Source organism: Roseibium sp. MMSF_3247 (assembly GCF_030733765.1).
Taxonomy (GTDB): Bacteria; Pseudomonadota; Alphaproteobacteria; order Rhizobiales; family Stappiaceae; genus Roseibium.
This window is the reverse complement of the sequence record NZ_JASHII010000013.1, coordinates 18,799-44,122: the sequence shown is the minus strand read 5'-3', so window position 1 is coordinate 44,122 and position 25,324 is coordinate 18,799. Positions and strand designations below refer to the sequence as shown.

Below are 25,324 nucleotides of genomic sequence, written 5' to 3'. Positions count from 1 at the left end.
GGCTCGATCGCCGCCCATTGCTCATCCGACAGCCAAAACAGGCGTCCCATACAAGCCTCCAAATCACTGATTTGGAAACTTGAATCTGATTTGCCAATTCAAATCAATGCCATCAATGAGTTTTGACCCTAGTTTGTGAGAGATGGTATTCTCTTTTGTTGTGGCTCAAGGTTTCTAAAAAGCTCTCAGTGGCCAATTATGTGAATCCTGGGCCCTATCCAGCGGCTCAGTCTCCAGTGAGATGCAATGGCGTAGGATCAAAGGGGCCGAATTGGATCATGTTATCGCCTCTTATAAAGGCAACCGTTCCTTCACTTTCGATTGCCGTCGTGGCCGCCTTTAGTGCTTCCTTGTCTGATTGGAGCTGTTCGTCCCATACGTGGCTGGTGCCTTCATGGGAAGTGGTCCGACCTTTTCGGACAGCTGAGCGGCGGATCTAAGGTGTATCCGGGTTGGTTTTCATGCCGCCAAATTCTGATCTCAACCGAGCCAGTATGCTTCCCTTGGCGTTCTGCGTTCAAGGGAGGAATGAGGCCGCTTGGTGTTATAGAATGCCATCCAGTTTTTGACGACCCTTCGGGCTTGGAAGCCGTCAGTGATCTCTTCGAGATAGATCGCCTCCTGCTTCAGGCTCCGCCACAGCCGTTCGATAAAAATGTTGTCCAGATAGCGGCCACGCCCATCCATTGAGATGCGCACGCCTGCCTCGGTCAGCGTCGTGATCCAGGCCGATCCCGTAAACTGAGATCCTTGATCTGTGTTCATGATCTCCGGCGGGCCATATTTGGCGATGGCTTCGTTCAGGGCATCGACGCAGAAGTCGGCATGCATCGTATTCGATAGCCGCCAGCTCAGGACCTTGCGCGACGCCCAATCCATGATAGCCACGAGATACAGGAAGCCATTCCGGACCGGCACGAAGGTGATGTCGGTGCGGCTGACTGGTTCTGGGACGTTTGTAGATTGCCTCCAGCCCCATCTGCGCCATCAATCGCCTGACGCGATGACGGCCTATGACAACGCCCTCCCGGCGCAGATAGGCTGCGATCTGGCGGCTGCCGAAGAACGGATACTTGGTGAACACCCGGTCAATCTCTTTCATCATCGCCAACGTGTCCGCGCCGATACCGACCGGCGCGTAGTAGAACGCGGATCGGCTGAGCCGCACCAGCTTGCATTGCTGGCTGATACTGAGCTGCGGGTGGTCCCGTTTGATCATCGCGCGTTTCTTCTCGGGGCTCACCGCTTCAGCCCTTCGGACAAAAAATCGTTCTCGACCGCGAGCCTTCCGATCTTGGCGTGCAGTTCCTTGATTTCCGCTTCGGTCGGCCCCTCTGGCTTGCCGCCACGGGCAAATACATCAGCCATCCCCTCGACGGCTTGGCGTTTCCACGTGCTGACCTGGTTCGGATGCACCTGGTGTTTCGCCGCGATCTCCTGGATCGTCTTGTCGCCACGCAGCGCTTCCAGCGCCACCTTCGCCTTAAACTGTTCTGTAAATTTCCGGCGCTTCGCCATTCTCGCATCCCTTCAAAGGTTTGGGATACACCTTAGCCGACTGTCCAGTTTTCCGGGACCACTTCAGATGATCACTGAGCGCCGTTTGAAGTCCACTTGATCCCAGTGTAGCCCAAGGATTTCCCCTCGTCTCATGGCTGTTTCTATAGCGAATATGACGATCCACTCAATGTACGGGCTTTGTCGTGTCCTAGCTGCTTCGAGGAGCTTTTCGTATTCTCCATCCCGGAGGCGTCGTTCTCGTCTGTTGTCCCGTGCCTTCAGTCTCAGGCCTTCAACCGGGTTTTCCTTGATCGGGATACCCCACTCGGTTCTGGCAATCTCAAAGGCATGAGAAATAGGGGCCAGTTGGCGCTTTATGCTGCTTGGCGTGATCGTCTTAAGGCGTTCATCTCGGTATGGAGCGAAATCCGCAACTCGTAATCGATCGACACGTTTTGAACAGATCTTGTGCCTTAGGAATGCGCCCAGAAATATGACTTCGTTGTCAGCTGACTTTTTGGTCGGAACAATCTCACTGATGTATTTCTTGATCAGATCCGCCAGTTTGATTTCCGGAGTAGGGGGCTCTCGTTCTGGCAACTCTCCCCTGTCAGCTTGGACCTCCATCCACCTTGCCCATTCCTGTGCATCCTTCAGGTGATGGAACGTTTTTGATATCGGTCTATGACCCTTCCGTCGAACCTGAACTTGGTATTTGTCTCTGTGCTTTCTGATAGTAGCCATGATTGAACCCGCTGTGACCATAGTGTGACCAGCAGCTTGTCCAAACGGAATTCTATGACTTGAAGAGACTAAATTAGACAATTAAATCAACTGCCTAGAATGGTCGGGCAGGCCGGATTTGAACCGACGACCCCTTCACCCCCAGTGTAGTGCGCAGCAAGTTTGCCCATAGGACGCCCGGTCCCCCAATTTCCCGGCGGCACCAGAAAATCGGCACCTCCGCGCGCCGCCGCCGCCGGTCGATTGTGCGATCCTTGACCCAGCCTCACCGCCACACTTTCGGTCGTCGTCTTTCGAAAACACTCAAGAGGAGATGACGATGCACCTTGAAATCCAGATTGAAGAACTTCGCGCAGAGCTCCGTAGTGCTGTCGACGCCAGTGGGCGCCGCCACATAAAGGCAGAGCTGGAGGTCTTGAGAGCAGAGCTTGCGGTCATTGCAGCGGATCAGGACGATACAATCGAAAGCGCGCCACCCTTATAAGGCAGCCGTTTCCCGTGTTCGTTATTGAAAGGCCTGACCCGGATCGACTGGGCCCAGGTTTCTTTGACGACCCGCACATTGCCTCTCCGGATTCGCTGGTATGCCCCCCCTGTGAAAACGGTTCTCACGAGCATTCGCATTCGAGTTCCTAATTGCCGGTGACAATCGGCAAAGTCGCAAGATGCTTGTCGATGGTCTCGGCAACATGTTGGTGCATGGGAAGGTTGGCCTTTTCTGTCTCCCATCGCTCCATGAATAGCGCGACGGTTTCTTTGGCTGTGTCGAGGACGAGCTTACGCGGCAGGTTGGCTTTTGCAGATAGGTGCGCAAGCTCGTCCGTTGTGAACTCGGTGAACTCCTTCGTCCGGCTGAACGTCAGTGCGGACTTGTCATTCGCGATATACGGGATCGTGGACACGAAATCATAGGCCGGAGCGAGGCGGGCGTTGCGACGATCAGGATAGATCAGTGACCAGTTTTTCAGGTGCATGTCGCCATTACCGATTAGGACAGTAAATGTCAGGCGGCGGATGAATTCGGCCACATCATCCTGATCGGATTCCGATGCGATTACCGATACCAGATTGCGGTAACTTGCCTTCTTGTACTTGTTCTCAGGGTAGACGTTAAAGACCTGGGCGAAATCTTCGATATGCGTGACGCTGCCATCGTCATTGCGATCAAAGCGTTCTATGACGAAGGCCTGTTGCCTGATCTTCTCGAACCCGTCTGGCAAATTGCCAATCGATCGCACATCGATCAGCCCGATTGCTGGCACGTTGATCCCGACCATTCTGGCAAGGCTCATCATCGAGAATTCGTTCTCCGGGACGTTGGCAAACTCGCGCGAAGGGAGTTTGACAATCCAATTGCCGCCGACGCCGCTTGTCGGAATGGTCAAGCCGCCGCCGGCGCTCTGGACCGCCGAGAATTTTAACTGCACACCCGCCAATGAAAACCGCATGGCATCTTCGGCAGCTTTTTTCGCGGCTTCCCCTTCAAGCACGTTATGTGCTTCGTCCGGCCATTCTTCGCCGGTCGCTGGGACGACGGTGATTGCGCCGGGCAGGTCCTGCCCGAGCACCCATAAGAGATAGAACTCACGGTCGATATGAATGTCTGCCTTCTCAGCCAGGTATCGGCGCAGATGCCCCTCTGGCAGGAGGTTCGAGAAGTAGGGCATCAGCTTGATTTTGTATGGCCGGAAATCCGTGATCAGGTCGCCGAGGCTATCCTTGAACTGCAGGCCGAGCGTCGGTCTCTCACGGTTTTCGACATAAGCGTCATTGAACGCGAACAGCGTCTTTTCGGTTCCTACATAGGTGATCGTGCCGATTTCTTCGCCATAAAGGTGCAAACTCAGAACAGATACATTAGGCATCGTCGTCCTCCTCATCTAATGAGTAGGCTGGACGGTTGGCGCTGCGTTGTTCGCTCGTTGGCTCGAAATGGGCGATCTGGTTACGGAGCGCTTTCATGCTGTTGGTCGCATCCAATATGCCCTTCCTGTGCTCCGTCAGTTTAGTGTGGTCAATCTTTTGGCGCAGTGAGCGGAGATGGTTCAAAAACCGCGCGTCGATTTGTATGCGCTGGAGTGATTCTGTGACTTTGCGCAGCTCATCTAGCTCCGGTAACGTCGGAGCTTCGATCTGAAGGGCGCGAATCGCCTTTTTCAGCTGCTGCATTTCCTTGCCGATCGCAGGCGGTTGGACCACGGTTTTATTCGTGGTCTGACGCGTAATCGATTTGACAGCAGGCACCGCCTTGCGTGGTACCAGGGCGATCTCCAGATCTAGTGCACTGGCGATCGCGACGAGGCTCGACAGGCGTAGATCAACGCTGTTGGATTCGATCCGCGAAATCTGGGCTTGCGGTACGCCAGCCATCCGGCTCAACTCGCGTTGGCTGAGTTGTTTGGCTTCTCTGGTTTCGCGTAGGCGGTCCGCGATCTCTTGGGTTTCATATTTCATTGATATATATTACTGCATCAACTTTCTTTCTTGATATCTTTTGCGATATCAAACTATGACTCCTTTCTCAAGGTGATGTTTTATAAGTTATCAAATTTCTTTCTTGATGTCTTAATCAGCATCAAGTTATGGAGCGTGTCATGAGTCAAAGCTAGAAATCTTTCTCTGGAATAGAGGGGTTGCCCTTGACTACCTCTTTGTAAGCTTCTTCGAAAATGCTCCGCCAAGGCCTTTCCGAATACCTATGCATTATACAAACGGCTCCATGCTTCCTTGAAGACCTGTTTGATCTTACGTGGATCAACCCCTTTCCGTTTTGCCTGTTGCCATTCTTCAAGCGTGAAATTGAAGGGCTTCTTCCCGCCATCGCGGCGAAGACTGTCCGGCAAATTCCAGCCATGATCGCGATACAGCTCATGGGATAATTCCGTTAGCTTTCGTTCGAAGTGGGGGAGGTTGATGGCGGTCAGAGATTCGCTGTTGATGCGGGACCAAACCACATGGGCATGACGACGCGCATTCTTCTCATGAAAAATGACCGCACGGGGCTGCCCTCAAGCCCAAGTGCTTGTTCGGCCCAATCCGCTGCCGGGGGCAAACCCTCTTCCGACGCTACCGTTTCCTTTGGTGGATGCAGGCTCAACGAAAACAGAAACTGTTTGCAGCGTGTTGCCTTCGAGACCGCGAACGCCGCTTGCAGGGCGTCTTCTAAATCATCCGAGGCAAAGCCCCGGAGTTCGATCACGGTGACATGATTGTTGTCACGGTCATTCAGCAAATGCGCTGCAAGCCCATCGCCACGGATGCTAGGCTTCATGATCCGTCACCATCCGAACGGCACGGGCACGCACTTCAGGGGAGAATTTGTTCGCTGTCTTGCTTGTCATAGCCCCTAATTCTCACAAGCTAGTGACACCGGCAAACCCGGCGTAGTTCAATCCTTATCGTGGCTCTGTTCCAAACCGCGACTTTTCCACTTTCCCGGTCATTTCCTTCCGTCGAAAGAACATCGCCCGCCCGCATCGGAGCGGCTCGTTGCCACTGGTAAAGATGATTTGCTCATCGGACCGCATCTGCAGAATTTCATGCGGCTGAATGAGAGGGCGCTGGGAGAGTTGGCGGGAGCGGTTCTGAGAAACTTGCCCGCCGCGTGAAGAGCGGCTGACCTGGTCAACCTCGATGGTCGTCATGCCACAGCGCTCGGAAATATACCGCGCCGTGTCCGGATCGTTGATCGCCGCGAAAGACACCCAGGAAGCGGATTCGAACCATTTTGATGTGGCATCGCGCCCACCAAAGGCCTCCCGCATTTGTCCAAGCGACTGGAACAGCATCAGAAGCGAGATGCCATATTTGCGGCCGGCATCGCGCGCCGTCTCCAAGATGCGCATGTAGCCGAGACGCGCAGCCTCATCGAGCAGGAAAAGAACTCGACCCTGGATTTCGCCGTCGCGGTTATAGACCGCTTTCAAAAAAGCGCCGATGATCACCCGGGCCATACCGGGATGATTTTCCAGGGTGGAAAGATCGATGTTGAGGAAGACTGTTGTCCGGCCGTTGGCGATGATGTCGGTTTTGAAGGCATTGCCGGAGACGAGCGCGGCATAGGTGTCATAGGAGAGCCAATGGGTCTCTTTTGCAGCGGTCGCATAGACACCGGAAAAGGTTTGCGGTGTCATGTTGATGAAGGGTCCAACCAGTTCTTTGACGAATTCGTTCGGCGCCGTGTCGTGAATGTCCGCCAGGAACTCTTTGAGGCTTTCTTCTGGTTTGGTGAGAATGCTGCGCACTGTGCGCAGCGATCGCTTTCCGGCAGTATTGGCCAAATCGGAAAAGACCACATGGGCGATCACGCTGGTAATCAGTTGTTCGGCATTTGTGCGGAAGAAGTCGTCGGCGCCGGAGGCAATCCGCGGCCTTTCTGACATCAGCCAGGCGGCAACCGTTGCCATGTCCTCTTCCATGGAGGATCCAAACTGTCCGATCCAGTCAAGGACATTGAACCCCACTTCCGGATTTTTAGGGTCGAGGCAAATGACCTTCTGGCCCATCGCGTTGCGGCTGCTTGCGACCATCGGCGCGATCTCGGTCGAGGGATCGAGAACGATCATTGACCCTGGATAGTGGAGACAGGTGGGAATGACCACGGATGTTGTCTTGTATCCGCCTGAGCCGGCAAAGACGATGCCATGGGTTGATCCAAAGCCTTGATCAAACGCGAGGAGGGGCGCCTTGCCGCCCTTGCCCCAGGTCTCAGTGTGGCGTGGATCGAAATTTATATCCGCAACGCTGTCCTGATCGACGCGGTAGCGCTCACCGATGACGATACCGCCGTCTTCGGGAAACACCTTCGCAGCGGTTCGAGTGTCCATCCAATCGCTGTCGCCGTGAATGCTTCTGCGCCCGGAGACCCGTTTTGGCCGGGTGTCACCAAAGGCCCTGTTGCCTATGAGGCCAACCTTCAAACCGAACAGACCGATAAAGAGCGCTCCAACCGCGCTACTGATCGAATAGAGATCGGCAAACTGCAGAACCGACCCAAACTGGACTTGGCTTACAAGACCATTGAGCCGAAGCGCCTCCTGGACCGCTGCAAAGGCAAAGACCAACAGCCCCCCGCAGAAGACACCAAAGCCGGCCCATTTGATGTCGAGACTGCCGCGCGCAGAAAAAAGAACGATGAGGCCTAAGCCTGCGGAGATGAGACAGGGCAGGGTGAGCCCGATCCGGCCGAGCAACAAATAGGCCTTCTGTGTCGTCGCGAAAGAGGCGAGGCTATTCTCAATCCCGGTAAGCCCCCAGAGCGCTGTGAGCATCAGGGTGATCGGGATCAGGGCCAGCAATGCCTTTTTGGGTGTACTCTTCAAATTCGGCCTTTCCGATCGCGCGCCATCTGTCGCGCTCCTTTTTGTCGCCAAGGCGGCTTGCAGCATCCATGAGAATGCCGAGAAGGATGGCCTTGTCTGTCTCGCGCAAGCCCGCTTTGACGATGAGGCCGCCAAGCTGGATCTTCTCGCGGGTGTCTTTTTTGCGGGAGAGCAATCGCGTTCGCCTTATCCGGTTCTGGAATGTCTTGAATTGCCCTTCAAGTCTGCGGGCTTGCCGGGTGAGCTTGTGCCGCGGCCGGCTTTTGAAATCGGGCGGCGAGGTCGTTCAAGGCTTTGGCGAGTTCGGCCTCATCGATGTCGAGTTCGGCGAGGCCGCTTTCCATAACGAGTTTGGCAACGCGCTCGGACTGCTTTTTGAGAACCTGTCTTTTCTTTTGCTGGAGCTTGGCGATCTGTGCTTCGATGTCATCGATCTGCTCGGAAGCGGATTTGGACGGGCGCGGTGCCATAAGACTATCCTTGAAATTGAGATGGGTTGTTTAAAGTTGTGGGGCTCGCTCATAGCGTGTTGTGCACCGCAAGTCGAGTTCGGTTGCAAAACTTGCAGTGGATACAACCAAGCGGGCCTTCACTGAGAGAAGTGCAGCGCCCTCTCAACCAACAGAAGGCCTCTTTGAGGATCCGGTTTTCCAGCCCGTTAGGGCCGCAGTCCGGTTTTGAGGGAAACCGGACGAAGTGGGCGAAGGCTTGAACGCGCTCCCCATAAAGCGCTGAAGAGAAAGCCGCAGCCTGTGGTAAACCGGGTCTGGGCGGTCGAGGACTTGCCACATCGCCCGCACGGTAGGCCGGCAAAGAACAGGTTTTTTTGCTGATATCTGGATGGCGCTTCTGGCGCCCTATCGCCGTATGCGGCGATAGCTCTCAAGCGGAAACGATTTTTAATCGTTGTGTGCAGAGCGCACTTATAGGATTGCAAATACAATCCTGTGCAGGTACTCATCGATTGCTGCAACTCAATTGCGTGCAGCTCCTTCCCTAGCCGTTCTGGCGCTTCGTCCTTCCGCTCTGCCCTTTGTTCGTCTCTTTTAGTCTCTTCACACCCGGATTCCCCGCACCTATGGCCATCTACCATTTCCATGCCCAGGTGATCTCCAGGAGTGAGGGCCGGTCGAGTGTTGCAGCGGCCGCTTACCGGCACCGTGCCCAAATGACAGTGTCGAACGACAGCGATCACAGGAGTTTTGATTATGTGCATAAGGACGGCGATCTGGTTCATGAAGAACTGGCTCTGCCCGATCAAACGCCGGACTGGTTCCGGACGCTGATTGATGGGCAGAGTGTAACGGGTGCCAGCGAAGCCCTTTGGAATGCGGTCGAGGCCCATGAGACCCGCGTCAACGCTCAGCTTGCCCGCGAGATTGTGTTGGCACTGCCGGTTGAACTCAGCCGTGAAGACAACATCGCCCTGGTGCAGGGCTATGTGCGTGAAGCTTTTACTTCTCGAGGCATGGTTGCGGATTGGGTCTATCACGAGAAAGACAAGAATCCGCATGTCCATGTCATGCTGACGATGGCGCCGTTCACGGAAAAAGGGTTTGGGTCGAAGTGGGAACCGCTTCTCGATGAGAAGGGTGAGCCGGTTCGCAAAGGCGGTCAGAAAAATGGAAAGCTTCAGTATCGGGCCTGGGCGGGTGATAAAGAAACACTTAAAATATGGCGTGCGCTTTGGGCTTCCCATGCAAACAAGAGCCTGGAGCTTGCTGGGCATCAGGCGCGGATTGATCATCGCAGTTACGAGGCGCAAGGGATTGACCTGCAGCCGACCTCGAAGATCGGTGTGCAGGCGCGCAATATTCTGACCCAAGCACAAGCGCAAGGACGTGATGCGGGTTTGGAACGCGCGGCATGGCATGCGCAAAGCCGTCTTGAGAATGTGAAGCGGATCACGCGCCGGCCGGAAATCGTCCTTGATGCGATTACGCGCGAGAAAAGCGTTTTTGAGACCCAGGACATCGCGAAATACATTCATCGCTACGTGGACGATCCAAAAAGATTCCAGGATCTGCTTGCGCGTGTTTTGGCCTCTCCGGACGTTGTGACGCTTGCCGTGGAAACGGTTGATCCGGAAACCGGTGACTTAATACCGGCGAAGTTTACCAGCCGGGAGATGGTGCGCCTTGAAGCGGAGATGGCACGGCGGGCAGATCATCTTGTCTCTGTCTCCTCCCATAGCGTTGATCAAGATGCACGCGCGCGCGTTCTGACAAAAAAAACCCTAAAACTCTCTGATGAGCAGCGTGTTGCGATTGAGCGCATTACGGGTGCGGGGCGTATGGCATCAGTCGTCGGCCGGGCAGGGGCCGGCAAGACAACGATGATGAAAGCAGCGCGTGAGGTTTGGGAGGCAAACGGCTATCAGGTTTTTGGTGCCGCGCTTGCAGGAAAAGCTGCGGAAGGTTTGGATAAGGAAGCCGGGATTGCCTCCCGCACCCTGGCATCCTGGCAATTGTCTTGGGGGCGGGGCGAGGATCTTCCGGGCAAAAAGACTGTCTTCGTGATTGATGAAGCCGGCATGGTCGACAGCCGTCAGATGAGCGTCTTTGTCGAGACGATCGCCAAGTCAGGTGGAAAGCTTGTGTTGATCGGCGACGCAGACCAGTTACAGCCGATTGAAGCCGGTGCTGCCTTCCGCTCTTTAAGCGATCGGACCGGATATGCGGAACTTGGCACGATCTATCGCCAGCGCGCTGAGTGGATGCGCGACGCGTCCATGGATCTTGCGCGGGGCAATGTCGGCAAGGCCCTTCATGCCTATGAAGCAAATGGCCATGTCGTCAGCTTGCCGCTCAAGGATCAAGTCTTCGGGGCCATGATAGATGACTGGTCCCGGGATTATGATCCGTCGAAGTCGATGTTGATGCTGGCGCATTTGCGCAAAGATGTGCATCGGCTGAACCAGATGGCTAGAGACGTCCTGATTGCTCGTGGTGTGATCGAAACGGGAGAAAAATTCCGCACCGAAGAGGGGGACCGGTTCTTTGCCGCCGGGGATCAGATTGTGTTCCTGAGAAACGATCGTGATCTCAATGTGAAGAACGGCATGATCGGGCGCGTGGTTGAAGCATCAGAAGGGCGCTTCGTCGCGGAGGTTGAAGACTCCGTCCAGACCCGGCGCATCGAGGTCAATCAGAAAACTTACCGCAATGTCGATCATGGCTATGCAACGACGATCCACAAATCCCAAGGGGCGACCGTTGATCAGGTGAAGGTGCTGGCAACGCTGTCCTTGGACCGGCATCTAACTTATGTGGCAATGACCCGGCACCGGGAGGACGTGAAACTCTATCATGGCGGCCTGTCCTTCGCCCAAAACGGCGGATTGACAGACGTCCTATCCAAGAAAGGCGCGAAAGACACAACGCTCGATTACGCGGGCTCGGACCTCTATGCCCAGGCGCTGAGCTACGCCAATAGCCGCGGGCTTTATGGGCTGCGGGTTGCCAAGGCCATGGTTCAGAACCAGCGCCGTTGGCTGGTTGAACAACGGGCAAAGCTGACACGTCTTGGCACCCGGCTTGTGTCCTTCGGGGAAAAGCTGGGGATTGGGCTGGCCGGTGTTGAGCGCGGTCTTGTCGGGAGCACGAACACCGTTCAAACCGGTGGGCGCGAGCATGACGCGTCAAAACAGCCCTGGATTGCGGGCGTGAAGATATGGGCCATGACTATTCCAGAAACTGTGGAGGCTAAATTGCAATCGGATGCCACGTTGACAGCCCACTTTGCCGAAATCCAGAACCGCGCCCGGTTTGTGTTCGAGCAGCCGGAACAGGCCGTCAAGGCGATGCGGATCGAGGACATCGCGAAGTTGGGTGGCGAAGCACAAACCGCGGCTTGCAACAAGCTTGCAGACGATCTGGCAACTGCGCCAGAGCGGTTTGGTGTACTGCGCGGCAAAACCGGCATATTGGTGGGTAAGGGCGCACGCAAGTCCCGCGAACAGGCATTGAGCAACATTCCGCAGTTCTGTGATGATGTGAAAACATATCTCCGCCTGAGGGCCGAGTTTACTGCCTCAAGTACGGTGGAGCTGGAGCGCGCGCGTGAGGTGTCTCGTGTTGATATTCCGGCGTTGTCACCGGCCACCGAAGAAACCCTGTCGCGGATCCGCGATGCCATGGACCAAAACGATCTGAAGAGCGGCCTGTCGTTCCTTCTGGCGGACAAACAGGTCGAGGCCGAGCTTGGCGAAGTTGCTGCCAAGTTAAACCATCGGTTCGGAGCGCGCGCGTTCATGGGCACTGCCAAGCCGGAGGGAGTTGCCTTTGAGAAGGCAGCGGCCCGGGTTGCCGGCGACGATAGGGTTAAGCTTGCCGACGCATGGCCGAAGTTCAATGCCATCCAGAAGATCAACGCCAAAAGGCAATCTCAGGAGCAAGCTCAGGCGCAGGCCTTGAAAAAGGATCTTTCCAAAGATCAGGGCATGACCCGGTGAAAGAGAGCGCGCGGCGGCGGGGCAGGCGGGAAGCCTTGGCAATCCTGTCGCTTGCCGGATTAACAATCGGCGGCATTGCCGCCGCCGGTTTCCTCGGCGGCTACCGGATCAATTCCACGCCGAGCTTCCCACTCGGACTTTGGCGAATCGAGGAACTGTCCAGGGAAGCTCGCCTGGGCGACACTCTGTTCATCTGTCCGCCGGCGAGTTCGCCTGCGATCGAACTGGCTCGCGAACGCCTCTATCTTCCCGCGGGTCTCTGTGATGGCGGGATAGCACCGCTCATCAAAACCGTTGTGGCCCTGCCCGGGCAAACCATCACGATCGAAGGGGCCCAGGTGGTGATCGACGGGGTAAACCTCACACATTCCACCATCCAAGCAACAGACGGGCAGGGGCGGGCCTTGCCGGTGAGCGCTGGGGGCCTTGTTCCCGCCGGCACACTCTTTGTTCATTCAGATTATGTAGCTTCTTTTGACTCAAGATATTTTGGACCCATCCCGGCGAGCGGTGTTCTTGGACTGGCGACGCCGGTTTTTATCTTCGATGTTAAATGAGGATGGCTAAGTTGGCCACCCGGTGTTAAAATCGTCCAAATCCGGATTTTAGGAGATGGTTCACATGCCTGCGGCTCACGCCCGTAATGTCGCTTTGACCGCGCAGCTTTCGTCTTTTGTCGACGAACTTGTTGCGTCCGGCGAATATGCCAATGCAAGCGAAGTCTTGCGCGAAGGTCTGCGTGTTTTGAAGGAGCGCCGGGAGCTCCGGGATGTGGAACTTGCGGAACTCCGCATGCGCGTCGCCGTCGGGTTGGAGCAGCTTGATCGCGGCGAGGGGATCACACTCGGTTCTGAAGAGCTTGTCTCCGGCGTGATGGCAAAGGCCCGGCAAAATCGCCCAGCTTCAGCGTGAAGCAGATAGTTTATTCGCCTGCCGCGCTAGATTGTTTGGCGGATATTGCCAGCTATACGTGGGACCAATTTGTTGAAATCCAGGCAGAGACCTATTTGAGGAAACTGTCGGAGCGGCTAGAAGCCGTGGCCAACGGGATAGGTTCAAAACCGCGATCCTGTGATCTGCTGATGAGGGGTTTACGGGACGATGGCGGTTTGACCTACATTCGCGAAGGCGGTCATTATCTTATTTTGAGGGACAAGCCGGATGTCTTGGAGGTCGTTGAAATCTTCCACGAGCGCATGAATATTGACGGGCATTTGCGCGATCTGGGGTTTTGATCGGCTAGGATTTTCATTTTGAGTTTTCTTTCTATGTCGCGCCCACCCCGGCGGGCGGTGTTCTCGACCTGGCGCGAGAAGTGCTCGCCTTCCAGCCTTAAATCTGCGCGAGGTCTGTTTTGCGTCCTGGGAGGCATAGCGACCGGCACAATCGGCTGGTCGGGCAACGTGCTTCTGCTGCCGGCCGGAATGCTGTTTCCGGCTTTCTGGGCCTATGCCCCGTCCTGATCCGTTGCGGCGCTGGTGGCCGCCGCGCATTTTCTGGGAGCGTCACGAGGCTTGCCGCAGGGCGCAAGCTTATTTTTCGGCTCCCAATATGCTATCGGGATCGGATTTTGGTTCGCGGCGTCCCTCGTCTTTGTCGCTATCTATTCCACGCTATGGTCGGGCAGATCCGGATGGCCTCGAATGCTGCGGTACCTGATCGCAAGCGTTCTGATGAGCCTTCCGCCGTTCGGAATCATGGGTTGGGCCAGTCCGATCACGGCGGCCGGTGTGCTGTTTCCGGGGTGGAGCTGGTCCGGACTGGCAGCGACCGCGATCCTGTTGCTTATGATGACCACAAGCCTTTGGCGGATCGCGGTTCCGGTGGTAGCCGGTTGTGCTGCTTGGTCCGCGGCAGTGTGGACCGAGCCGAAGGTCATTAAGGGCTGGACCGGAATCAACACCACTTTCCGCTATGAAGGGGGTGGGCAGCACGCCGGTTACGAACAGCAGCAGGAAACCATTGCCATGGTTCGCAAGGCGGCCGGGCACAGCGCGGGCGTCATGGTCCTGCCTGAGAGCGCACTTGGCCTCTGGACCCCAACGACCGAGAGGCTTTGGACGAACGCCTTGTCCGCTTTACCGCTGACGGTGATTGGGGGAGCTACAATCATCCAAAGAAACGGCTACGACACCGTGATGGTGGAGATCTCAAGCAAGGAGACGCGGACCCTTTACCGCGAGCGGATGCCAGTTCCGGTCTCGATGTGGCAGCCTTGGCGGCGGCTTACAAGCGAGGGCGGTGGTGCAAATGCATACTTCTTTGACAATCCCGTCGCGCTGGTTGGCGGCGCGCGCGTTGCGCCGCTGATTTGTTATGAGCAGCTAATCATTTGGCCAGTGCTGCAATCCATGGCCATGGGGTCAGAAATGATTGTTGCGATCAGCAACGTTTGGTGGACGGGGGACAGCAATATCACCGACATTCAAGGCGCCAGCGTTACGGCATGGGCGAAGCTGTTCGATGTGCCGCTGGTGATGGCGATGAATGAGTGAAGTCAGGATTGATGCCGCCTTGATAGAACAGTGTGCCAATCTCTTCTTGGCGGTTGCCATCATTGGTTTGTTGATCTCGGTTTGTCGCAACAACCCTTGGGTCACCGTTTATTTTCGCCCCTCTTGTCGAGGTTCAACCAGTACCTCGTATGGCGCCGCTCTCCGGTTCGATTGAGCGCGCCTTTCTCAACAAGGTCCTGTAGATCGCGGGTCGCGGTTGCCCGCGAGGTTCCAGTGATCTTGAGGTAGTTCTCTGCGCTGAGACCGCCTTTAAAACCGCCGGGGCCTTCCCGAAACATTCGAGCGATGGCCTTGGTTTGGCGTTGGTTCAAGTGGTCTCTGTGACGATCGTAAAAGTGTGCCTTGCTGATGAAGAAGCCAACGCGGTCGAGAGTGACCTGTTGGGACTTCAAGACAACTTCCGCAAACCAGTGGAGCCACTCGGTCACATCGAGCGTTTTTTGATGCTGCTCGAGCTGGTCGTAGAAATTCTTGCGCTCCTTCTCGATGGTGAAGGCGAGCGAGATGAGGGTCGGCTGGCCAATGTTCTGTGCCAGCGACTTTTCAGCAAGTGCGCGGCCCAAGCGGCCGTTGCCGTCTTCGAATGGATGGATGCTTTCAAAGTAGAGGTGGCTCAGCCCCGCGCGCGTTAGGGCAGGAAGCGGCTCTGCTCCCCTCGGCCCGGTCACATTGAACCAATCCACGTATCGCTCCATCTCCAGCATGAGCTGCGTTGAGGGAGGCGCTTCGAAATGGATCGTCGGCCGGTCGAGGCGGCCAGAAACAATTTGCATCGCCTCGGCGTGGCGTCGGTAGGCCCCAATGGTTTCCAGCCGGCGGTCATGGGACAAGAGCATCCGATGCCAACTGTACAGCGTCTGGTGTGTCAGCGTGTCCGCAAAGCCGGAATAGACGTCGACCATCATTTCTGCGACGCCCTGTTCACGCGGTTTGGCAGGGTATCTGTCCGGATCGAGGCCCAGTTGGCGGCGCAGCGAAGACTGGACACTGAGCCGGTCGAGGATTTCACCCTCGATGGCGCTTGTCTGAATCGCTTCCTCGCTGAGCAGTTCGATGCGGAGTTGCTCGCGCTCCGGCAGGCTGACATGATGGACCGCGCCGAGGATTTCTCCGGACGACAACAGAAACTTCTGCTCGAACGGCTCGAGAGCGGAGGCGTCATACCGGAAATCCGGCCAGCCGGGCAGTGTCCAATTCCAAGCCATGAGTTATAGGTATCCTCGCTATACCTCAATTATCGATCACAATTGAGGTATAGAAGTCAACTTTATCGCTCAATGAAACCGCTGGGCACATTGAAATGGCTCGGTGATGAAACGCCTTCAAAATGATGGGCTATTCACCCGTTTTGGACTGCCTTTTTAGATTTACCCCACAAAAAATAGTTTGCGGGGTATAAAGTGTGCTATTCTTACGCCACAGATAAAACAATGTGGGGTAGGAATGCCAATAAGCTACCACAGCCCAATCGGGGTCTCTGCCTGGACGGACTTGCGGCGGTCCTTGATCGATGGTGCCGTATCGGAGCTCCGCGGAGTGCCGCGGTCCAAAAGGGCCGGTACCAAGACCTACTGGTATGATCACTTCCGCGTCGGTAACAAAACTATAGACCGGTATATCGGCGAAGACACACCTGAATTACGCAACTGGTTGGACCGGCAAACTGAAATCGCGGCGGCAGCCAAACAGGCAGATCGCGAGCGCGCCAGGTTGATGCGCGTGCTGCGAGCCGAAGGGTACCTGTTTGCGGACGTCGGTTCCGGTCAGGTCGTCACGGCGATGGCGAAAGCCGACGTCTTTCGTCTCGGGGGAACGATCGTCGGCACGCACGCCTTTCGCTGCTATGAGGGCGAGCTAGGCGCCCGGATCGGTTTCGATCAATCGGCAACAACGGACGATGTCGATATCGCGAGCTTTGAGCGATTGTCCCTCGCTCTCGCGGATACAGTTGAACCACCTTTGACAGAGGTCTTCACCGAACTTCAATTCGAACCGCTGCTAACGGTTGAAAGTGGAAAAACCTGGCGTTGGCAGCGGTCGAACCGCCAGACGCCGGTCGAATTCCTGACGCCTTCATTTGAAGAGGACGAAGTAATCCGTGATCTTCCAGAGCTTGGCATCAACGCCCAAAGTCTGCATTTTCTCAATTACCTGATTGCTGATCCAATTCGCGTTCCTTTTATGTATAGATCGGGCGTGTTGGTGCAGATTCCCCGGCCGGAACGCTTTGCAATTCACAAGCTGATTGTTGCAGACAGAAGACAGGGCGGACCGGATGCACTCAAAGCACACAAGGATCGCGCACAAGCGGCATTTTTAATCGAAGTCTTGAGCGAAACCAGGCCCGACGACTTGATTGAAGCCTACAACACGGCATTGGGCTCTGGTCCGGCCTGGAGAAAGAGAATCTTAGCAAGTCTGCAGTACATGCCTGCGACAGCTGAATTTCTGCAAAGTTGATTTGGCCGATGAGCTGAGCCGTTTACAGGAGTGTCTAGGATTAAATCGGCCTTCCAGACCTTCGCAGCTCCGGCAGCATAATTGTGTCCGCTGCATTGCGCTATCATGCTACTTTAAAAGCGACAGAAACCCGGAGGGCGTACATCAGGTTGCTTCTGCCGACCTTGTTTTCGCCAACCACAACTACGTTCCCATCATGGGCCACGTTCAGTTTCGAAAAGTTCCGGAAATTCTCAATCAAAATCCGTGACAAGTGCATGCAAGGACGCCTCGATCTAAATCATTGTCTCAGCAAAGACGTGCTCAATCCGCGCCGTTTCATCGTCGGTCAATGCCTTGAACTCATCGGTTCGGGCGCGCCGCGACAGGTTACCTCCGTTCTGCTGAAGGAAGCGAAACAACAGATCGATGGTGCGGTCAGGCATATCAACAATGGCTTCGACTTGGCTGCGGAATGCATCGTAATTTCGAAGGAATGCTGTCTCGGACGGCAGGTCTTCTTCGATTGTCTTTTGGACGCATGAATAGAGGTATTCTGCGTGTGGGGTCGCGTCGAAGAAGCGGTAGAAATCGCCTGTGTCATTTAAGATCCGAACGTTGAATTTCTCCGTCGGCTCCCACTCAATCACCGGTAGAAGCCGCGCTGAATAGCTCTCAAGGACCGTTCTGTATTCGTCGATACGTTCGAGGATCGCGGCGGACACCGGAAAGACTACCCCTGGCGGGTTGAAGCCCCGTTCCGCCAGAACATGGTGGATCAGGTAACGGTGCAGTCGGCCATTACCGTCTTCAAATGGGTGTATGTAGACAAAACCGAATGCAAGGATTGCAGCGGACACGATCGGGTCAGAGTGCCGAGATGCACCGTGATCAAACGCGATCATCCCGTCAGTCAGGGCCGGAAGATCTTCATGCCGGGCACTTATGTGGTCGGGCAACGGCATCCTTGTTTCGCGGTCATGCTCGCCAACAAAACCGCCCTCGTCGCGGAAACCCAACTTGATGAACCGGGCATCACCTATGACGATCCGTTGCAGACGTAGCAGCTCATCGCGGTCGAGCGGCTGGCGACCGGCCTCGCCGATTGCACGGCCCCATCGCTGAATTCGGTCTTGTGGTGGACGCTCGCCTTCGATCGCATAGCTGGAACGTGAGTCTTTGAGTAGAAGGAAAGCAGCCGTGCGCGCGAGCAAGTCGCGGGGGACGTCGGCGATGACCGCGCGGGCTCGACTGGCCAGGTCCATTGCGACGAATTCGTCTAGCTTTTGTGTGCGAAAGACCAGCGGGCAGAAGTCTCTGGTTCCTGGCAGATTATTTTTAACGCGATATCGGGGAGCGTTTTCCCCTTCCCTCGCGAACTGTTGGTCGGGATCAACGACAGGTACGTAGCGACCGCCCTCTGCATCTGGCAGATTTAGTCGGCTGCCCGTTAGCCATTCATACAGAAACCAGATGCGTCTCGCATAGCTGCCGGTCGGCTTGTTGCGCACGATGTCAACAATGTCGTCAGGCCCGGTGGCCTCGAACAGCTTCGTGAGGACAGCGAGATCAAGCCCTTCGTACTTGAGTGCGAAGGTGAGGTGGCCATCTAGGTCTGCACGCGGGGCGTGGCGCGGCGTGAGGATGCGCCAAACCTCATCCTCAACGACCCGGTGATGGTTCCCGGTTGCCGAAAGTTTGCGGGGCAGGGGCACATGCAATCCGTATGCGTCAATTAGTGCGCTGTAGCCTGCCAAGGTGGCAGTCTCCGGTAGGCGACGTTCCTGAAAAACGATCCTCGGACCCGAAAAAAGTACCTGTTGGTCCGATGGCATGAATTCCGTTTCCTTGGCATGAATTTTTGCTTGAAAGCTTTGCCTCCATGATTTCCGTTCCTATCACATGAAAACTGTTCTTGGATAAGTATTTTTGTGAAAAACGTTTAACTTCGCGCAGCAATCTGGGTATGTCAGATCATAAGTCGATCTCCGGTGATCGACCGACGATGTTGGGGAGTGGGCAAAACTTGGTTGTTATGCGGCCCGCTTTGAAATGGTTAGCCTGCCGTTCGTAGATTTGCAGGAGATAGGCACAGACGAAGGCCCTGGCTGTAACTGAGCTAGAAGTGGGCGACCTGCAATTGGGTCCGCTAGCCGCCGATGATCGCCCAGTCTTCGGATCAGTCGAACTGAGATTGCCGATGCAATTCGCGTTCCTTTTCTCTAGAGATCAGGTGTGCTGGTGCAAATTCCGCGGCCGGCACACTTTGCAGTTCACAAGCTGATTGTTGCAGACAGAAGACAAGGCGGACCGGATCCACTCAAGGCACACAAGGATCGAGCGCAAGCAGCATTTTTGATTGAAGCTTTGAGCGAAACCAGGCCCGACGACCTGATTGCAGCCTACAACACGGCATTGGGCTCTGGTCCGGCTTGGCGAAAGAGAATTTTAGCAAGTCTGCAGCGCATGCCTGCGACAGCCGAATTGCTTCAAAGTTGATTTTCCCGATGTACTGAGCCGTTTGCAGGAACTTCTAGGAATAAATCGCCCAACGTCATTTCCTGTCCGACATAAGCCTCAGCTTGGTCTGAAATTCTTCCGGTTTGCGGCACTTTCTACTCATCGATGCTTATTTCCCGACGCATAACGATCGGCAAGGCCATCGAGCGAAGATCGCTCTAAAAACAGGCGGCACTACCAGGATTAAGATTCCTTATCCGCTCTACCCTGGAAAAAAAATATCCTGATCGACGAGAATGTTGAACTTGTAGCCGGGCCGGATCTGCAGTGCCGGCTGTTGCCGCTTAACTTCTGTTTTTGCAGGCTGATTCTCCACCAATGAAGGGATCCTCTGCTATCTTTTAGGAAAACGACGGAAATATCTGGCCAACAAACGGCCTAGGCTTGAGGAGATTGTGCGGAAGTTACGGCAGGTTGAAATTCTGACTCTTTTGTAACCATGAGAACCTGTCTATTTATTTTTGCGAGCCTGACAGAGGTTCTGCGGTCTGATCCGCCTTGGCCCTTGCTTGAGCCCATTCTGAAGATCCTTTTGGCGGATAATCGAGTGTGTCCCGCAAAGCACCTACACGCTCAGGAGACAGGCGCGGGAATGGCAGTCTGCCCTCATCGCGCCACCCGGCAACCTCGGTATTCGCCTGAGAGGTCAATTCATCGTTAAGCCCATCGTCTTTCGCCATATAGAGTGTTTGCGATGGGAAGGCGAAACCGGTGCCAGAGCCCTCTACAATCTCTTTGATCCTCAGGAACACATCTTCTTTGATGGCATAAAACTCGTTCCAATCTCGGGTATAAGCATATACCCGCATCGCGATATCGAGAGACGACGGTCCATAATCCGTGAAACGAACGCGGATCGTTTCGCCATCAATTTTCGGGTGCGCGTGAAGCATTTCCCGGACCTTCACAAGAACGAAGCGCAGCTGATCTTCATTTGTCTCGTAGCGTAGGCCTATGACGCCGCTAATCAACATCTTGTCGCAGCGTGCCCAGTTGATAATTTCCATGTCGACGAACTTGGCGTTTGGCACTGAGATTAATGTGCGGTCGGTCGCCCGGATTTGTGTCGAACGGATGCCGACATCTTCCACGGTTCCGCTCATATCCCCGAAAGTGCAGAAATCCCCGACGCGTACGGGTTTGTCGCTGAACAGGATCAGACCGCCGATTAGGTTCTCCAGGGTCGGACGGATTGCAAGTGCGACCGCCAGACCGCCAACACCAAGACCGGCCAGCAGCGGAACGATATCAACGCCGAGTCTTTCCAGTCCGTAAGCCGCGACGCCAACGCTGGCCATGACCGCCAGGATCCCAGAAAGCAGCCGCACTAGGCTTGCATCAAAGCCCCGCCCTGACATGAAAGACGACGCCAAGATCGTGCTGCCGATGGCGTTGAAGAGCCGCCATACTGCCCAAACGTACAGGCTGAGTTCCACGAAACCTGACCCAAACAGTAGATAGCCGAGTTCAGCCCCAGTAAAATTGATGTCATTGTCGACAAAGTCCGTCGCCATGCGCACATAAAAGGCGGCAAGCAGCGGCGCTGAAACTGCAAACCACGCAAAGAAAGGATTTTCGTGGCCTTTCGAAATCCGGTCGACCAACTTGAACGTCAACCAGCAGACACCGGCCAGAACGCCGAGTGTCAAAATTAGCCCGGCCCATTGCCACATTGTCTGCCCGGATATCATAGCGAGGCTCCATTTCGGAAGCAGCTCGACAATCCGTCCTAATATGTGCGTGCTTGGTACAAGATAGCCGGGTGTCGATATGTAGAACTCATAGAAACCTGGGGTGATTTTGGCCGACCGGAAATCCGACAAGTTCAGAGCAGTTTCACTCCGATATGGTAAATCTTTTAGAGCTTTATAACTCGTCAAGAGTATGGAAACGGAGTTGCTGTCAAATAAGAAATTACCGGCATTTGGGCCAGACTGCATGCGCTCGATCTCAATCCGTGTTCCCGGCAATCGCCAGCGGTAGGTTTCACCCGGTGCCAGACCGGCGAGATCGGCCGCATCTGGGACGGCATCAAGCCGGGGCAGGGGCATTCGATCTAGGATTTCTTTTAACAGGAAGGCAGCCTCTACACCGCTGTCGTGGCGGATAACGCTGGGAACCTGTGATAAATCAAAAACGTCAACGGCTTGGAACAAATGATCATCGGCGATCATCTGCTGGGTGAGCGCATCTTTGATGCTCATTTTCGGTGGGACCGCATCGAGTGCAGCTTCCGTTTTAATGGCGATTTCAAAGGCGGCATTCATGTTGAACATAAAAGCCTCGAGAGTATCACGTGGGCTCGTTGTACGAACACCGCGCAGCCGCGTTGCGATGATGTCTTCGGTGACGCCGAACCTTTCCTCCCGTGCCATGTACAGCTGATAGGCGTCTTCTGCGCCGTCAAGCCGCGGCAGGTCCTGGGCTCGGCGGTAATCGAGTTCAAGCTCTTCAATGGTGATCGGATCGAACTTGAAGTCGCCTGAGTCCCGACCACTCGCCGTGCGCACCATGCGCAGATCGGTTCCAGGCACTGTCCAGCTCGTCAAGCCTTTGGCCTCTACTTCAGCCAGGTCCGGAATCGTGTTGGGATCCGGCAGAGAAGTTCGTGCGGTAATCTCACGCGCCAGCAAGACCCGTTCAATTTGTTCTGACGTCGAGGGCGCATAAGGCGTTGTTTCGAAGTCAAAACTTTCAACCGCAGCCCGCAGGTAGAGTTTCTGCTCGCGGATAGGCGCATTTGCCCGCCAAAGCGCAATGAGAGCATCGGTATTGCGGATGAAATTTTGGAAGGAGGCGCGCGGACTTGCATTGTCTGCAGGGCTGAGCGGTGAAGGCGCGGAAACCACGTGTGATGTCAGAGTGTCTTGCGCACACACCGGGATCGCAGCAGCTGTGAAGAAAGCCGCCGTCGTGAAGACGACAAAAGTCACCGGCAGAAGAGCTAGCATGCGCTGAACGATAGAAATCATGAAAGTGCCCGCTTCGGCCAACGGCAAATATTACAGGGCACTATCGGATAGATCTGATTAAAAAAGGTTTAGAGACGAGATAGCCGCAGGGCGAGCGTTTGGGTCAGAGGTCCAGGCTGTAGCCTGCCAAGGTGGCGGTCTCCGGAAGGCGACGTTCCTGAAAAACGATCCTCGAACCCGAAAAAAGTACCTGTTGGTCCGATGGCATGAATTCCGTTTCCTTGGCATGAATTTTTGCTGGAAAGCTGTGCCTCCACGATTTCCGATCCTAATACATGAAAACTGTTCTTGGGCAGGTGTTTTTGTGAAAAACGATCCTCTTTGCGCAGCAAGCTGGGTATGTCAGATCATAAATCGATCTCCGGTAATCGACCGACGATGTTGGGGAGTGGGCAAAACTTGGTGGTTATGTGGCTCGCTTTGAGATGGTTAACCTTCCGTTCGTGGTTTTGCAGGAGATAGGCACAGACGACGAAGGCCCCGGCTGTTACTGAGCTAGAAGTGGGTGACCTGCAATTGGGCCCGCTCGCCGCCGATGATTGCCCAGTCTTCGGACCAGTCGAACTGAGATTGCTGATCCAATTCGCGTTCATATTATGTATAGATCGGGCGTGTTGGTGCAAGTTCCCCGGCCGGAACGCTTTGCAATTCACAAGCTGATTGTTGCAGACAGAAGACAGCACGGACCGGATGCACTCAAAGCACATAAGGACCGCGCACAAGCGGCATTGGACCCTGGTCCGGCCTGGCGAAAGAGAATTTTATCAAGTCTGCGACGCATGCCTGCGACGGCTGAATTGCTTCAAAGTTGATTTTCCCGATGTACTGAGCCGTTTACAGGAAATTCTAGGATTAAATCGCCCAACGTCATTTCCTGTCCGACATAAGCCTCAGCTTGGTCTGAAATTCTTCCGGTTTGCGGCACTTTCTCCTCATCGATGCTTGTTTCCCGAAACATAACGACTGGCAACGACATCGGGCGAAGATCGCTCTTAAGAACAGGCGGTACTACCAGGATCGAGATTCCTTATCCGCTCGACCCTGGAAAAATAATATCCTGATCGACGAGAATGTTGAACTTGTAGCCGGGCCGGATCTGCAGTGTCGGTTGGACATCCAGGTTTTTGCTGATTGTCCGCTCTGCAACCCTTCCGAACACTTCTGCGAAATTGCGGCGGGCGGCATCGGAGGCTGTGCTTTGATTGGACAGTGTTGAACTTTCTGGAACTGCCATGTCGATGCCAGCCCCAATTACCGCAAGGAGCGCGGCGGATCCAAAGGTTCGAAGATAATGGTTTTTCACTTTGTCCTTTAAGCCCCCGTAGCCTTGCGTATCCACACCGGCCATGGCGCCGATATTTAGGGTGGCGCCGTTGGGGAAAATGAGATCCGTCCAAACGACCAAAACCCGGTTTTGGCCGAAGGAAACATCTGAATCGTATCGACCAAAGAGTTTGCTTCCCTGCGGGATCAGAAGAAGATGGCCTGTGGCGCTGTCGTAGACGTTTTGTCTGACTTGCGCTGTGATTCGGCCTGGAAGGTCGGAGTTTATGCCGGTGATCAACGTTGCCGGGATCACGGACCCGCGCTTCAGTTCGTATGCCGATTGTTGAGGGACAACCCGGTTCGCCAGGTATCCGGCATTCGCTATGTCCTGATTGAGGAATGCTTGCTTCCCGATTTGCCCATTCGGATCGGAGTTGGGCGTTCCGGCTTGAGCCGCCTGAAGCGCTGCAGACAGGAGATCGGGAGAAGAAGAAGTCCGTCTGAAGCTCGAATTGCCGTGTAGCTGGTTTTGCTCTGTTTGAATGTGAAGCGCGCTCTTCTGGAGGTCCTCAATGTTCACCACGGTTGGGCTGTCGTTGGCTGCATCAATGGACTGAAGCCGCTTCATGCGCTGGCGATGCATCTCCTGGAGTTGTTGTTCTTCAAACTGTCGGTCCAAACTGTCCCGCCAATCTGGTTTTTTATCTTGCGGCCGGGCAGTCTCCGCAGTTGCTGCTGGCTGCGGTTGGAACGGATTCCCGAAGGGGCGTCGGTGTTGCACCTTTTCTGGAATTGCCTCTCTTACCGGCTCTGGCTGAACCGCGGCAATTATCTGACTGGGCGGATCAATAACACCATTGCTGATGCCGGCTTTGAGTTGGTCTGCAAACCCACTTGCCGGCACACCGCCTCCATCATTCGCTTCGTTGCTGTTTATGCTGGAGCTGCGGTTCGCAAGACCATAGATGATCACGATGCCGAACAAGATCACGAGCGCAACGAACACGACGATAGGCAGCTTGTTCAGGCGGCGGATTTTAGGATGGTCCTCATCAAATTGAGTTTGACCATCTTGAACAGGTTCAAAGGACGCTGAATTCGAAGTGTTCATGAATGCCGCGGCCTCAAGTCGAACGTGTCAGAATGGAGATGGGACTAAGAGAAGCTGCCCCGGTCATTGTGGTTTGGTAGCTCCGTGACAGTTCGACAGTCGGTGTTGTTATGCGCACGAGTATCTGAGCTGCGTCAGATTGGATGGTGTAGGCCAAGGGAACCACTTTGCCGGCGACAACCTCCTGGTCGGCTTCGATAACGGCGTAGCCTGAGGCCCGGAGAGACTTTTCTAGCGCGCGGCCAAAATCTGATGCGTCTCTTCGAAGGGCAATCGTGGTTGTGCCAACGTCCAGATGTTCGGAGAGGGGCGCAACCATGTCCTCGGCAATGGCGATTGCTGTCTCAGTGGAAAGTTCTGCTGCGTCCATGCTGGTTGCCGGATTAAACCAACCGGTCTGGGTCGTCTTGCACCCTGAGAGGGATGCAGCAAGGGCCGAACAGGCAAGGGCTTTTAGAAATAAGCGACGGGAAAGCGCCATG

Annotated in this window: 23 protein-coding genes and 3 pseudogenes; 9 read left to right on the top strand and 17 right to left on the bottom strand. The window is 55.1% G+C overall.

Going from position 1 to position 25,324, the window contains the following annotated elements:
- Positions 1 to 480: 480 nt before the first annotated feature.
- From RBB44_RS24615 to RBB44_RS24600, 4 genes and pseudogenes are all read right to left on the bottom strand, one after another.
- A pseudogene (locus tag RBB44_RS24615) lies at positions 481 to 945 on the bottom strand (IS3 family transposase); the annotation flags it as partial.
- A gap of 61 nt (positions 946 to 1,006) precedes the next feature.
- A pseudogene (locus RBB44_RS24610) lies at positions 1,007 to 1,102 on the bottom strand (hypothetical protein); the annotation flags it as partial.
- A 137-nt stretch (positions 1,103 to 1,239) separates the two neighbouring features.
- Positions 1,240 to 1,518, bottom strand: a complete 279-nt coding sequence (locus RBB44_RS24605) for a transposase (RefSeq protein ID WP_306150224.1) — start codon at positions 1,516 to 1,518, stop codon at positions 1,240 to 1,242.
- Between the two features lie 63 nt (positions 1,519 to 1,581).
- The gene (locus RBB44_RS24600) at positions 1,582 to 2,127 is read right to left on the bottom strand and encodes a tyrosine-type recombinase/integrase (protein WP_306150225.1); all 546 of its coding nucleotides are present in this window, start codon (positions 2,125 to 2,127) and stop codon (positions 1,582 to 1,584) included.
- Positions 2,128 to 2,563: 436 nt separating this feature from the next.
- Here RBB44_RS24600 and RBB44_RS24595 point away from each other — a divergent pair, with 436 nt between their 5' ends.
- Positions 2,564 to 2,728, top strand: a complete 165-nt coding sequence (locus tag RBB44_RS24595) for a hypothetical protein (protein ID WP_306150267.1) — start codon at positions 2,564 to 2,566, stop codon at positions 2,726 to 2,728.
- Positions 2,729 to 2,876: 148 nt separating this feature from the next.
- Here the strand turns inward: RBB44_RS24595 and RBB44_RS24590 are convergent, their stop codons facing one another.
- The 7 genes and pseudogenes from RBB44_RS24590 to RBB44_RS24565 all read right to left on the bottom strand — a co-directional run bounded on the left by RBB44_RS24590 (position 2,877) and on the right by RBB44_RS24565 (position 8,035).
- On the bottom strand, positions 2,877 to 4,109 hold the full coding sequence (locus tag RBB44_RS24590) for a type II toxin-antitoxin system HipA family toxin (protein WP_306150226.1): 1,233 nt from the start codon (positions 4,107 to 4,109) through the stop codon (positions 2,877 to 2,879).
- Positions 4,102 to 4,698 carry a helix-turn-helix domain-containing protein gene (locus RBB44_RS24585; protein ID WP_306150227.1) on the bottom strand — a complete coding sequence of 199 codons (597 nt, stop codon included), beginning with the start codon at positions 4,696 to 4,698 and terminating at the stop codon, positions 4,102 to 4,104. The genes RBB44_RS24590 and RBB44_RS24585 overlap by 8 nt, the downstream gene beginning before the upstream one ends.
- 242 nt (positions 4,699 to 4,940) lie before the next feature.
- Positions 4,941 to 5,198 carry a hypothetical protein gene (locus tag RBB44_RS25580; protein WP_371932340.1) on the bottom strand — a complete coding sequence of 86 codons (258 nt, stop codon included), beginning with the start codon at positions 5,196 to 5,198 and terminating at the stop codon, positions 4,941 to 4,943.
- A complete protein-coding gene (locus RBB44_RS24580; protein ID WP_306150228.1) occupies positions 5,165 to 5,515 on the bottom strand; it encodes a hypothetical protein in 351 nt (116 codons plus the stop codon). The genes RBB44_RS25580 and RBB44_RS24580 overlap by 34 nt, the downstream gene beginning before the upstream one ends.
- 124 nt (positions 5,516 to 5,639) lie before the next feature.
- Positions 5,640 to 7,565 carry a Ti-type conjugative transfer system protein TraG gene (gene traG, locus RBB44_RS24575; RefSeq protein ID WP_371932341.1) on the bottom strand — a complete coding sequence of 642 codons (1,926 nt, stop codon included), beginning with the start codon at positions 7,563 to 7,565 and terminating at the stop codon, positions 5,640 to 5,642.
- Positions 7,558 to 7,755, bottom strand: a pseudogene (locus RBB44_RS24570) (conjugal transfer protein TraD); the annotation flags it as partial. The pseudogene RBB44_RS24570 and the gene traG, both read right to left, overlap by 8 nt.
- A gap of 28 nt (positions 7,756 to 7,783) precedes the next feature.
- Positions 7,784 to 8,035, bottom strand: a complete 252-nt coding sequence (locus RBB44_RS24565; protein WP_306150229.1) for a TraC family protein — start codon at positions 8,033 to 8,035, stop codon at positions 7,784 to 7,786.
- Positions 8,036 to 8,643: 608 nt separating this feature from the next.
- On the opposite strand from RBB44_RS24565, the gene traA reads away from it, so the two are divergent.
- The 5 genes from traA (at position 8,644) to RBB44_RS24540 (ending at position 14,513) form a co-directional block, all read left to right on the top strand.
- Positions 8,644 to 12,018 (top strand): Ti-type conjugative transfer relaxase TraA, encoded by a 3,375-nt coding sequence (traA, locus tag RBB44_RS24560; protein ID WP_306150230.1) that lies wholly within the window; start codon positions 8,644 to 8,646, stop codon positions 12,016 to 12,018.
- Positions 12,015 to 12,575, top strand: coding sequence for a conjugative transfer signal peptidase TraF (gene traF, locus RBB44_RS24555; protein ID WP_306150231.1), 561 nt, complete (start codon positions 12,015 to 12,017; stop codon positions 12,573 to 12,575). The genes traA and traF overlap by 4 nt, the downstream gene beginning before the upstream one ends.
- 64 nt (positions 12,576 to 12,639) lie before the next feature.
- Positions 12,640 to 12,930, top strand: a complete 291-nt coding sequence (locus RBB44_RS24550; RefSeq protein WP_209181270.1) for a type II toxin-antitoxin system ParD family antitoxin — start codon at positions 12,640 to 12,642, stop codon at positions 12,928 to 12,930.
- Complete coding sequence (locus RBB44_RS24545; RefSeq protein WP_306150232.1) at positions 12,927 to 13,253, top strand: type II toxin-antitoxin system RelE/ParE family toxin; 327 nt, start codon at positions 12,927 to 12,929, stop codon at positions 13,251 to 13,253. Before RBB44_RS24550 ends, RBB44_RS24545 begins: the two co-directional genes overlap by 4 nt.
- A gap of 243 nt (positions 13,254 to 13,496) precedes the next feature.
- On the top strand, positions 13,497 to 14,513 hold the full coding sequence (locus RBB44_RS24540) for a conjugal transfer protein TraB (RefSeq protein WP_371932342.1): 1,017 nt from the start codon (positions 13,497 to 13,499) through the stop codon (positions 14,511 to 14,513).
- Positions 14,514 to 14,614: 101 nt separating this feature from the next.
- On the opposite strand, the gene RBB44_RS24535 is transcribed toward RBB44_RS24540, so the two are convergent.
- Positions 14,615 to 15,739, bottom strand: a complete 1,125-nt coding sequence (locus RBB44_RS24535; protein ID WP_306150233.1) for a Fic family protein — start codon at positions 15,737 to 15,739, stop codon at positions 14,615 to 14,617.
- Positions 15,740 to 16,247: 508 nt separating this feature from the next.
- On the opposite strand from RBB44_RS24535, the gene RBB44_RS24530 reads away from it, so the two are divergent.
- On the top strand, positions 16,248 to 16,994 hold the full coding sequence (locus RBB44_RS24530) for a GSU2403 family nucleotidyltransferase fold protein (RefSeq protein ID WP_306150266.1): 747 nt from the start codon (positions 16,248 to 16,250) through the stop codon (positions 16,992 to 16,994).
- 103 nt (positions 16,995 to 17,097) lie between these two features.
- Here the strand turns inward: RBB44_RS24530 and RBB44_RS24525 are convergent, their stop codons facing one another.
- Both RBB44_RS24525 and RBB44_RS24520 read right to left on the bottom strand, forming a co-directional pair.
- Positions 17,098 to 17,253 carry a DUF2813 domain-containing protein gene (locus RBB44_RS24525; RefSeq protein ID WP_306150234.1) on the bottom strand — a complete coding sequence of 52 codons (156 nt, stop codon included), beginning with the start codon at positions 17,251 to 17,253 and terminating at the stop codon, positions 17,098 to 17,100.
- A gap of 16 nt (positions 17,254 to 17,269) precedes the next feature.
- A complete protein-coding gene (locus RBB44_RS24520) occupies positions 17,270 to 18,808 on the bottom strand; it encodes a Fic family protein (protein WP_306150235.1) in 1,539 nt (512 codons plus the stop codon).
- A 400-nt stretch (positions 18,809 to 19,208) separates the two neighbouring features.
- Here RBB44_RS24520 and RBB44_RS24515 point away from each other — a divergent pair, with 400 nt between their 5' ends.
- Positions 19,209 to 19,472, top strand: a complete 264-nt coding sequence (locus tag RBB44_RS24515; protein ID WP_306150236.1) for a GSU2403 family nucleotidyltransferase fold protein — start codon at positions 19,209 to 19,211, stop codon at positions 19,470 to 19,472.
- A 476-nt stretch (positions 19,473 to 19,948) separates the two neighbouring features.
- On the opposite strand, the gene RBB44_RS24510 is transcribed toward RBB44_RS24515, so the two are convergent.
- Positions 19,949 to 22,465 (bottom strand): mechanosensitive ion channel family protein, encoded by a 2,517-nt coding sequence (locus RBB44_RS24510; protein ID WP_306150237.1) that lies wholly within the window; start codon positions 22,463 to 22,465, stop codon positions 19,949 to 19,951.
- Between the two features lie 596 nt (positions 22,466 to 23,061).
- Here RBB44_RS24510 and RBB44_RS24505 point away from each other — a divergent pair.
- A complete protein-coding gene (locus RBB44_RS24505) occupies positions 23,062 to 23,277 on the top strand; it encodes a GSU2403 family nucleotidyltransferase fold protein (RefSeq protein WP_371932344.1) in 216 nt (71 codons plus the stop codon).
- Between the two features lie 215 nt (positions 23,278 to 23,492).
- On the opposite strand, the gene trbI is transcribed toward RBB44_RS24505, so the two are convergent.
- Positions 23,493 to 24,842: an IncP-type conjugal transfer protein TrbI gene (gene trbI, locus RBB44_RS24500; protein ID WP_306150238.1), complete on the bottom strand. Its 1,350-nt coding sequence runs from the start codon at positions 24,840 to 24,842 to the stop codon at positions 23,493 to 23,495.
- A gap of 13 nt (positions 24,843 to 24,855) precedes the next feature.
- The gene (locus RBB44_RS24495) at positions 24,856 to 25,323 is read right to left on the bottom strand and encodes a conjugal transfer protein TrbH (protein ID WP_306150239.1); all 468 of its coding nucleotides are present in this window, start codon (positions 25,321 to 25,323) and stop codon (positions 24,856 to 24,858) included.
- Position 25,324 lies beyond the last annotated feature (1 nt).

Coding starts and splice junctions, on each gene's coding strand:
- RBB44_RS24590 (WP_306150226.1), bottom strand. CDS start 4,109: ATGCCTAATGTATCTGTTCTGAGTTTGCACCTTTATGGCGAAGAAATC.
- RBB44_RS24525 (WP_306150234.1), bottom strand. CDS start 17,253: ATGCACTTGTCACGGATTTTGATTGAGAATTTCCGGAACTTTTCGAAA.
- RBB44_RS24495 (WP_306150239.1), bottom strand. CDS start 25,323: ATGGCGCTTTCCCGTCGCTTATTTCTAAAAGCCCTTGCCTGTTCGGCC.
- RBB44_RS24580 (WP_306150228.1), bottom strand. CDS start 5,515: ATGAAGCCTAGCATCCGTGGCGATGGGCTTGCAGCGCATTTGCTGAAT.
- RBB44_RS24510 (WP_306150237.1), bottom strand. CDS start 22,465: ATGATTTCTATCGTTCAGCGCATGCTAGCTCTTCTGCCGGTGACTTTT.
- RBB44_RS24535 (WP_306150233.1), bottom strand. CDS start 15,739: ATGGCTTGGAATTGGACACTGCCCGGCTGGCCGGATTTCCGGTATGAC.
- RBB44_RS24530 (WP_306150266.1), top strand. CDS start 16,248: ATGCGCGTGCTGCGAGCCGAAGGGTACCTGTTTGCGGACGTCGGTTCC.
- RBB44_RS24505 (WP_371932344.1), top strand. CDS start 23,062: ATGTATAGATCGGGCGTGTTGGTGCAAGTTCCCCGGCCGGAACGCTTT.
- RBB44_RS24585 (WP_306150227.1), bottom strand. CDS start 4,698: ATGAAATATGAAACCCAAGAGATCGCGGACCGCCTACGCGAAACCAGA.
- RBB44_RS24565 (WP_306150229.1), bottom strand. CDS start 8,035: ATGGCACCGCGCCCGTCCAAATCCGCTTCCGAGCAGATCGATGACATC.
- RBB44_RS24550 (WP_209181270.1), top strand. CDS start 12,640: ATGCCTGCGGCTCACGCCCGTAATGTCGCTTTGACCGCGCAGCTTTCG.
- RBB44_RS24600 (WP_306150225.1), bottom strand. CDS start 2,127: ATGGAGGTCCAAGCTGACAGGGGAGAGTTGCCAGAACGAGAGCCCCCT.
- traA (WP_306150230.1), top strand. CDS start 8,644: ATGGCCATCTACCATTTCCATGCCCAGGTGATCTCCAGGAGTGAGGGC.
- RBB44_RS24520 (WP_306150235.1), bottom strand. CDS start 18,808: ATGCCATCGGACCAACAGGTACTTTTTTCGGGTCCGAGGATCGTTTTT.
- RBB44_RS24595 (WP_306150267.1), top strand. CDS start 2,564: ATGCACCTTGAAATCCAGATTGAAGAACTTCGCGCAGAGCTCCGTAGT.
- trbI (WP_306150238.1), bottom strand. CDS start 24,842: ATGAACACTTCGAATTCAGCGTCCTTTGAACCTGTTCAAGATGGTCAA.
- RBB44_RS24605 (WP_306150224.1), bottom strand. CDS start 1,518: ATGGCGAAGCGCCGGAAATTTACAGAACAGTTTAAGGCGAAGGTGGCG.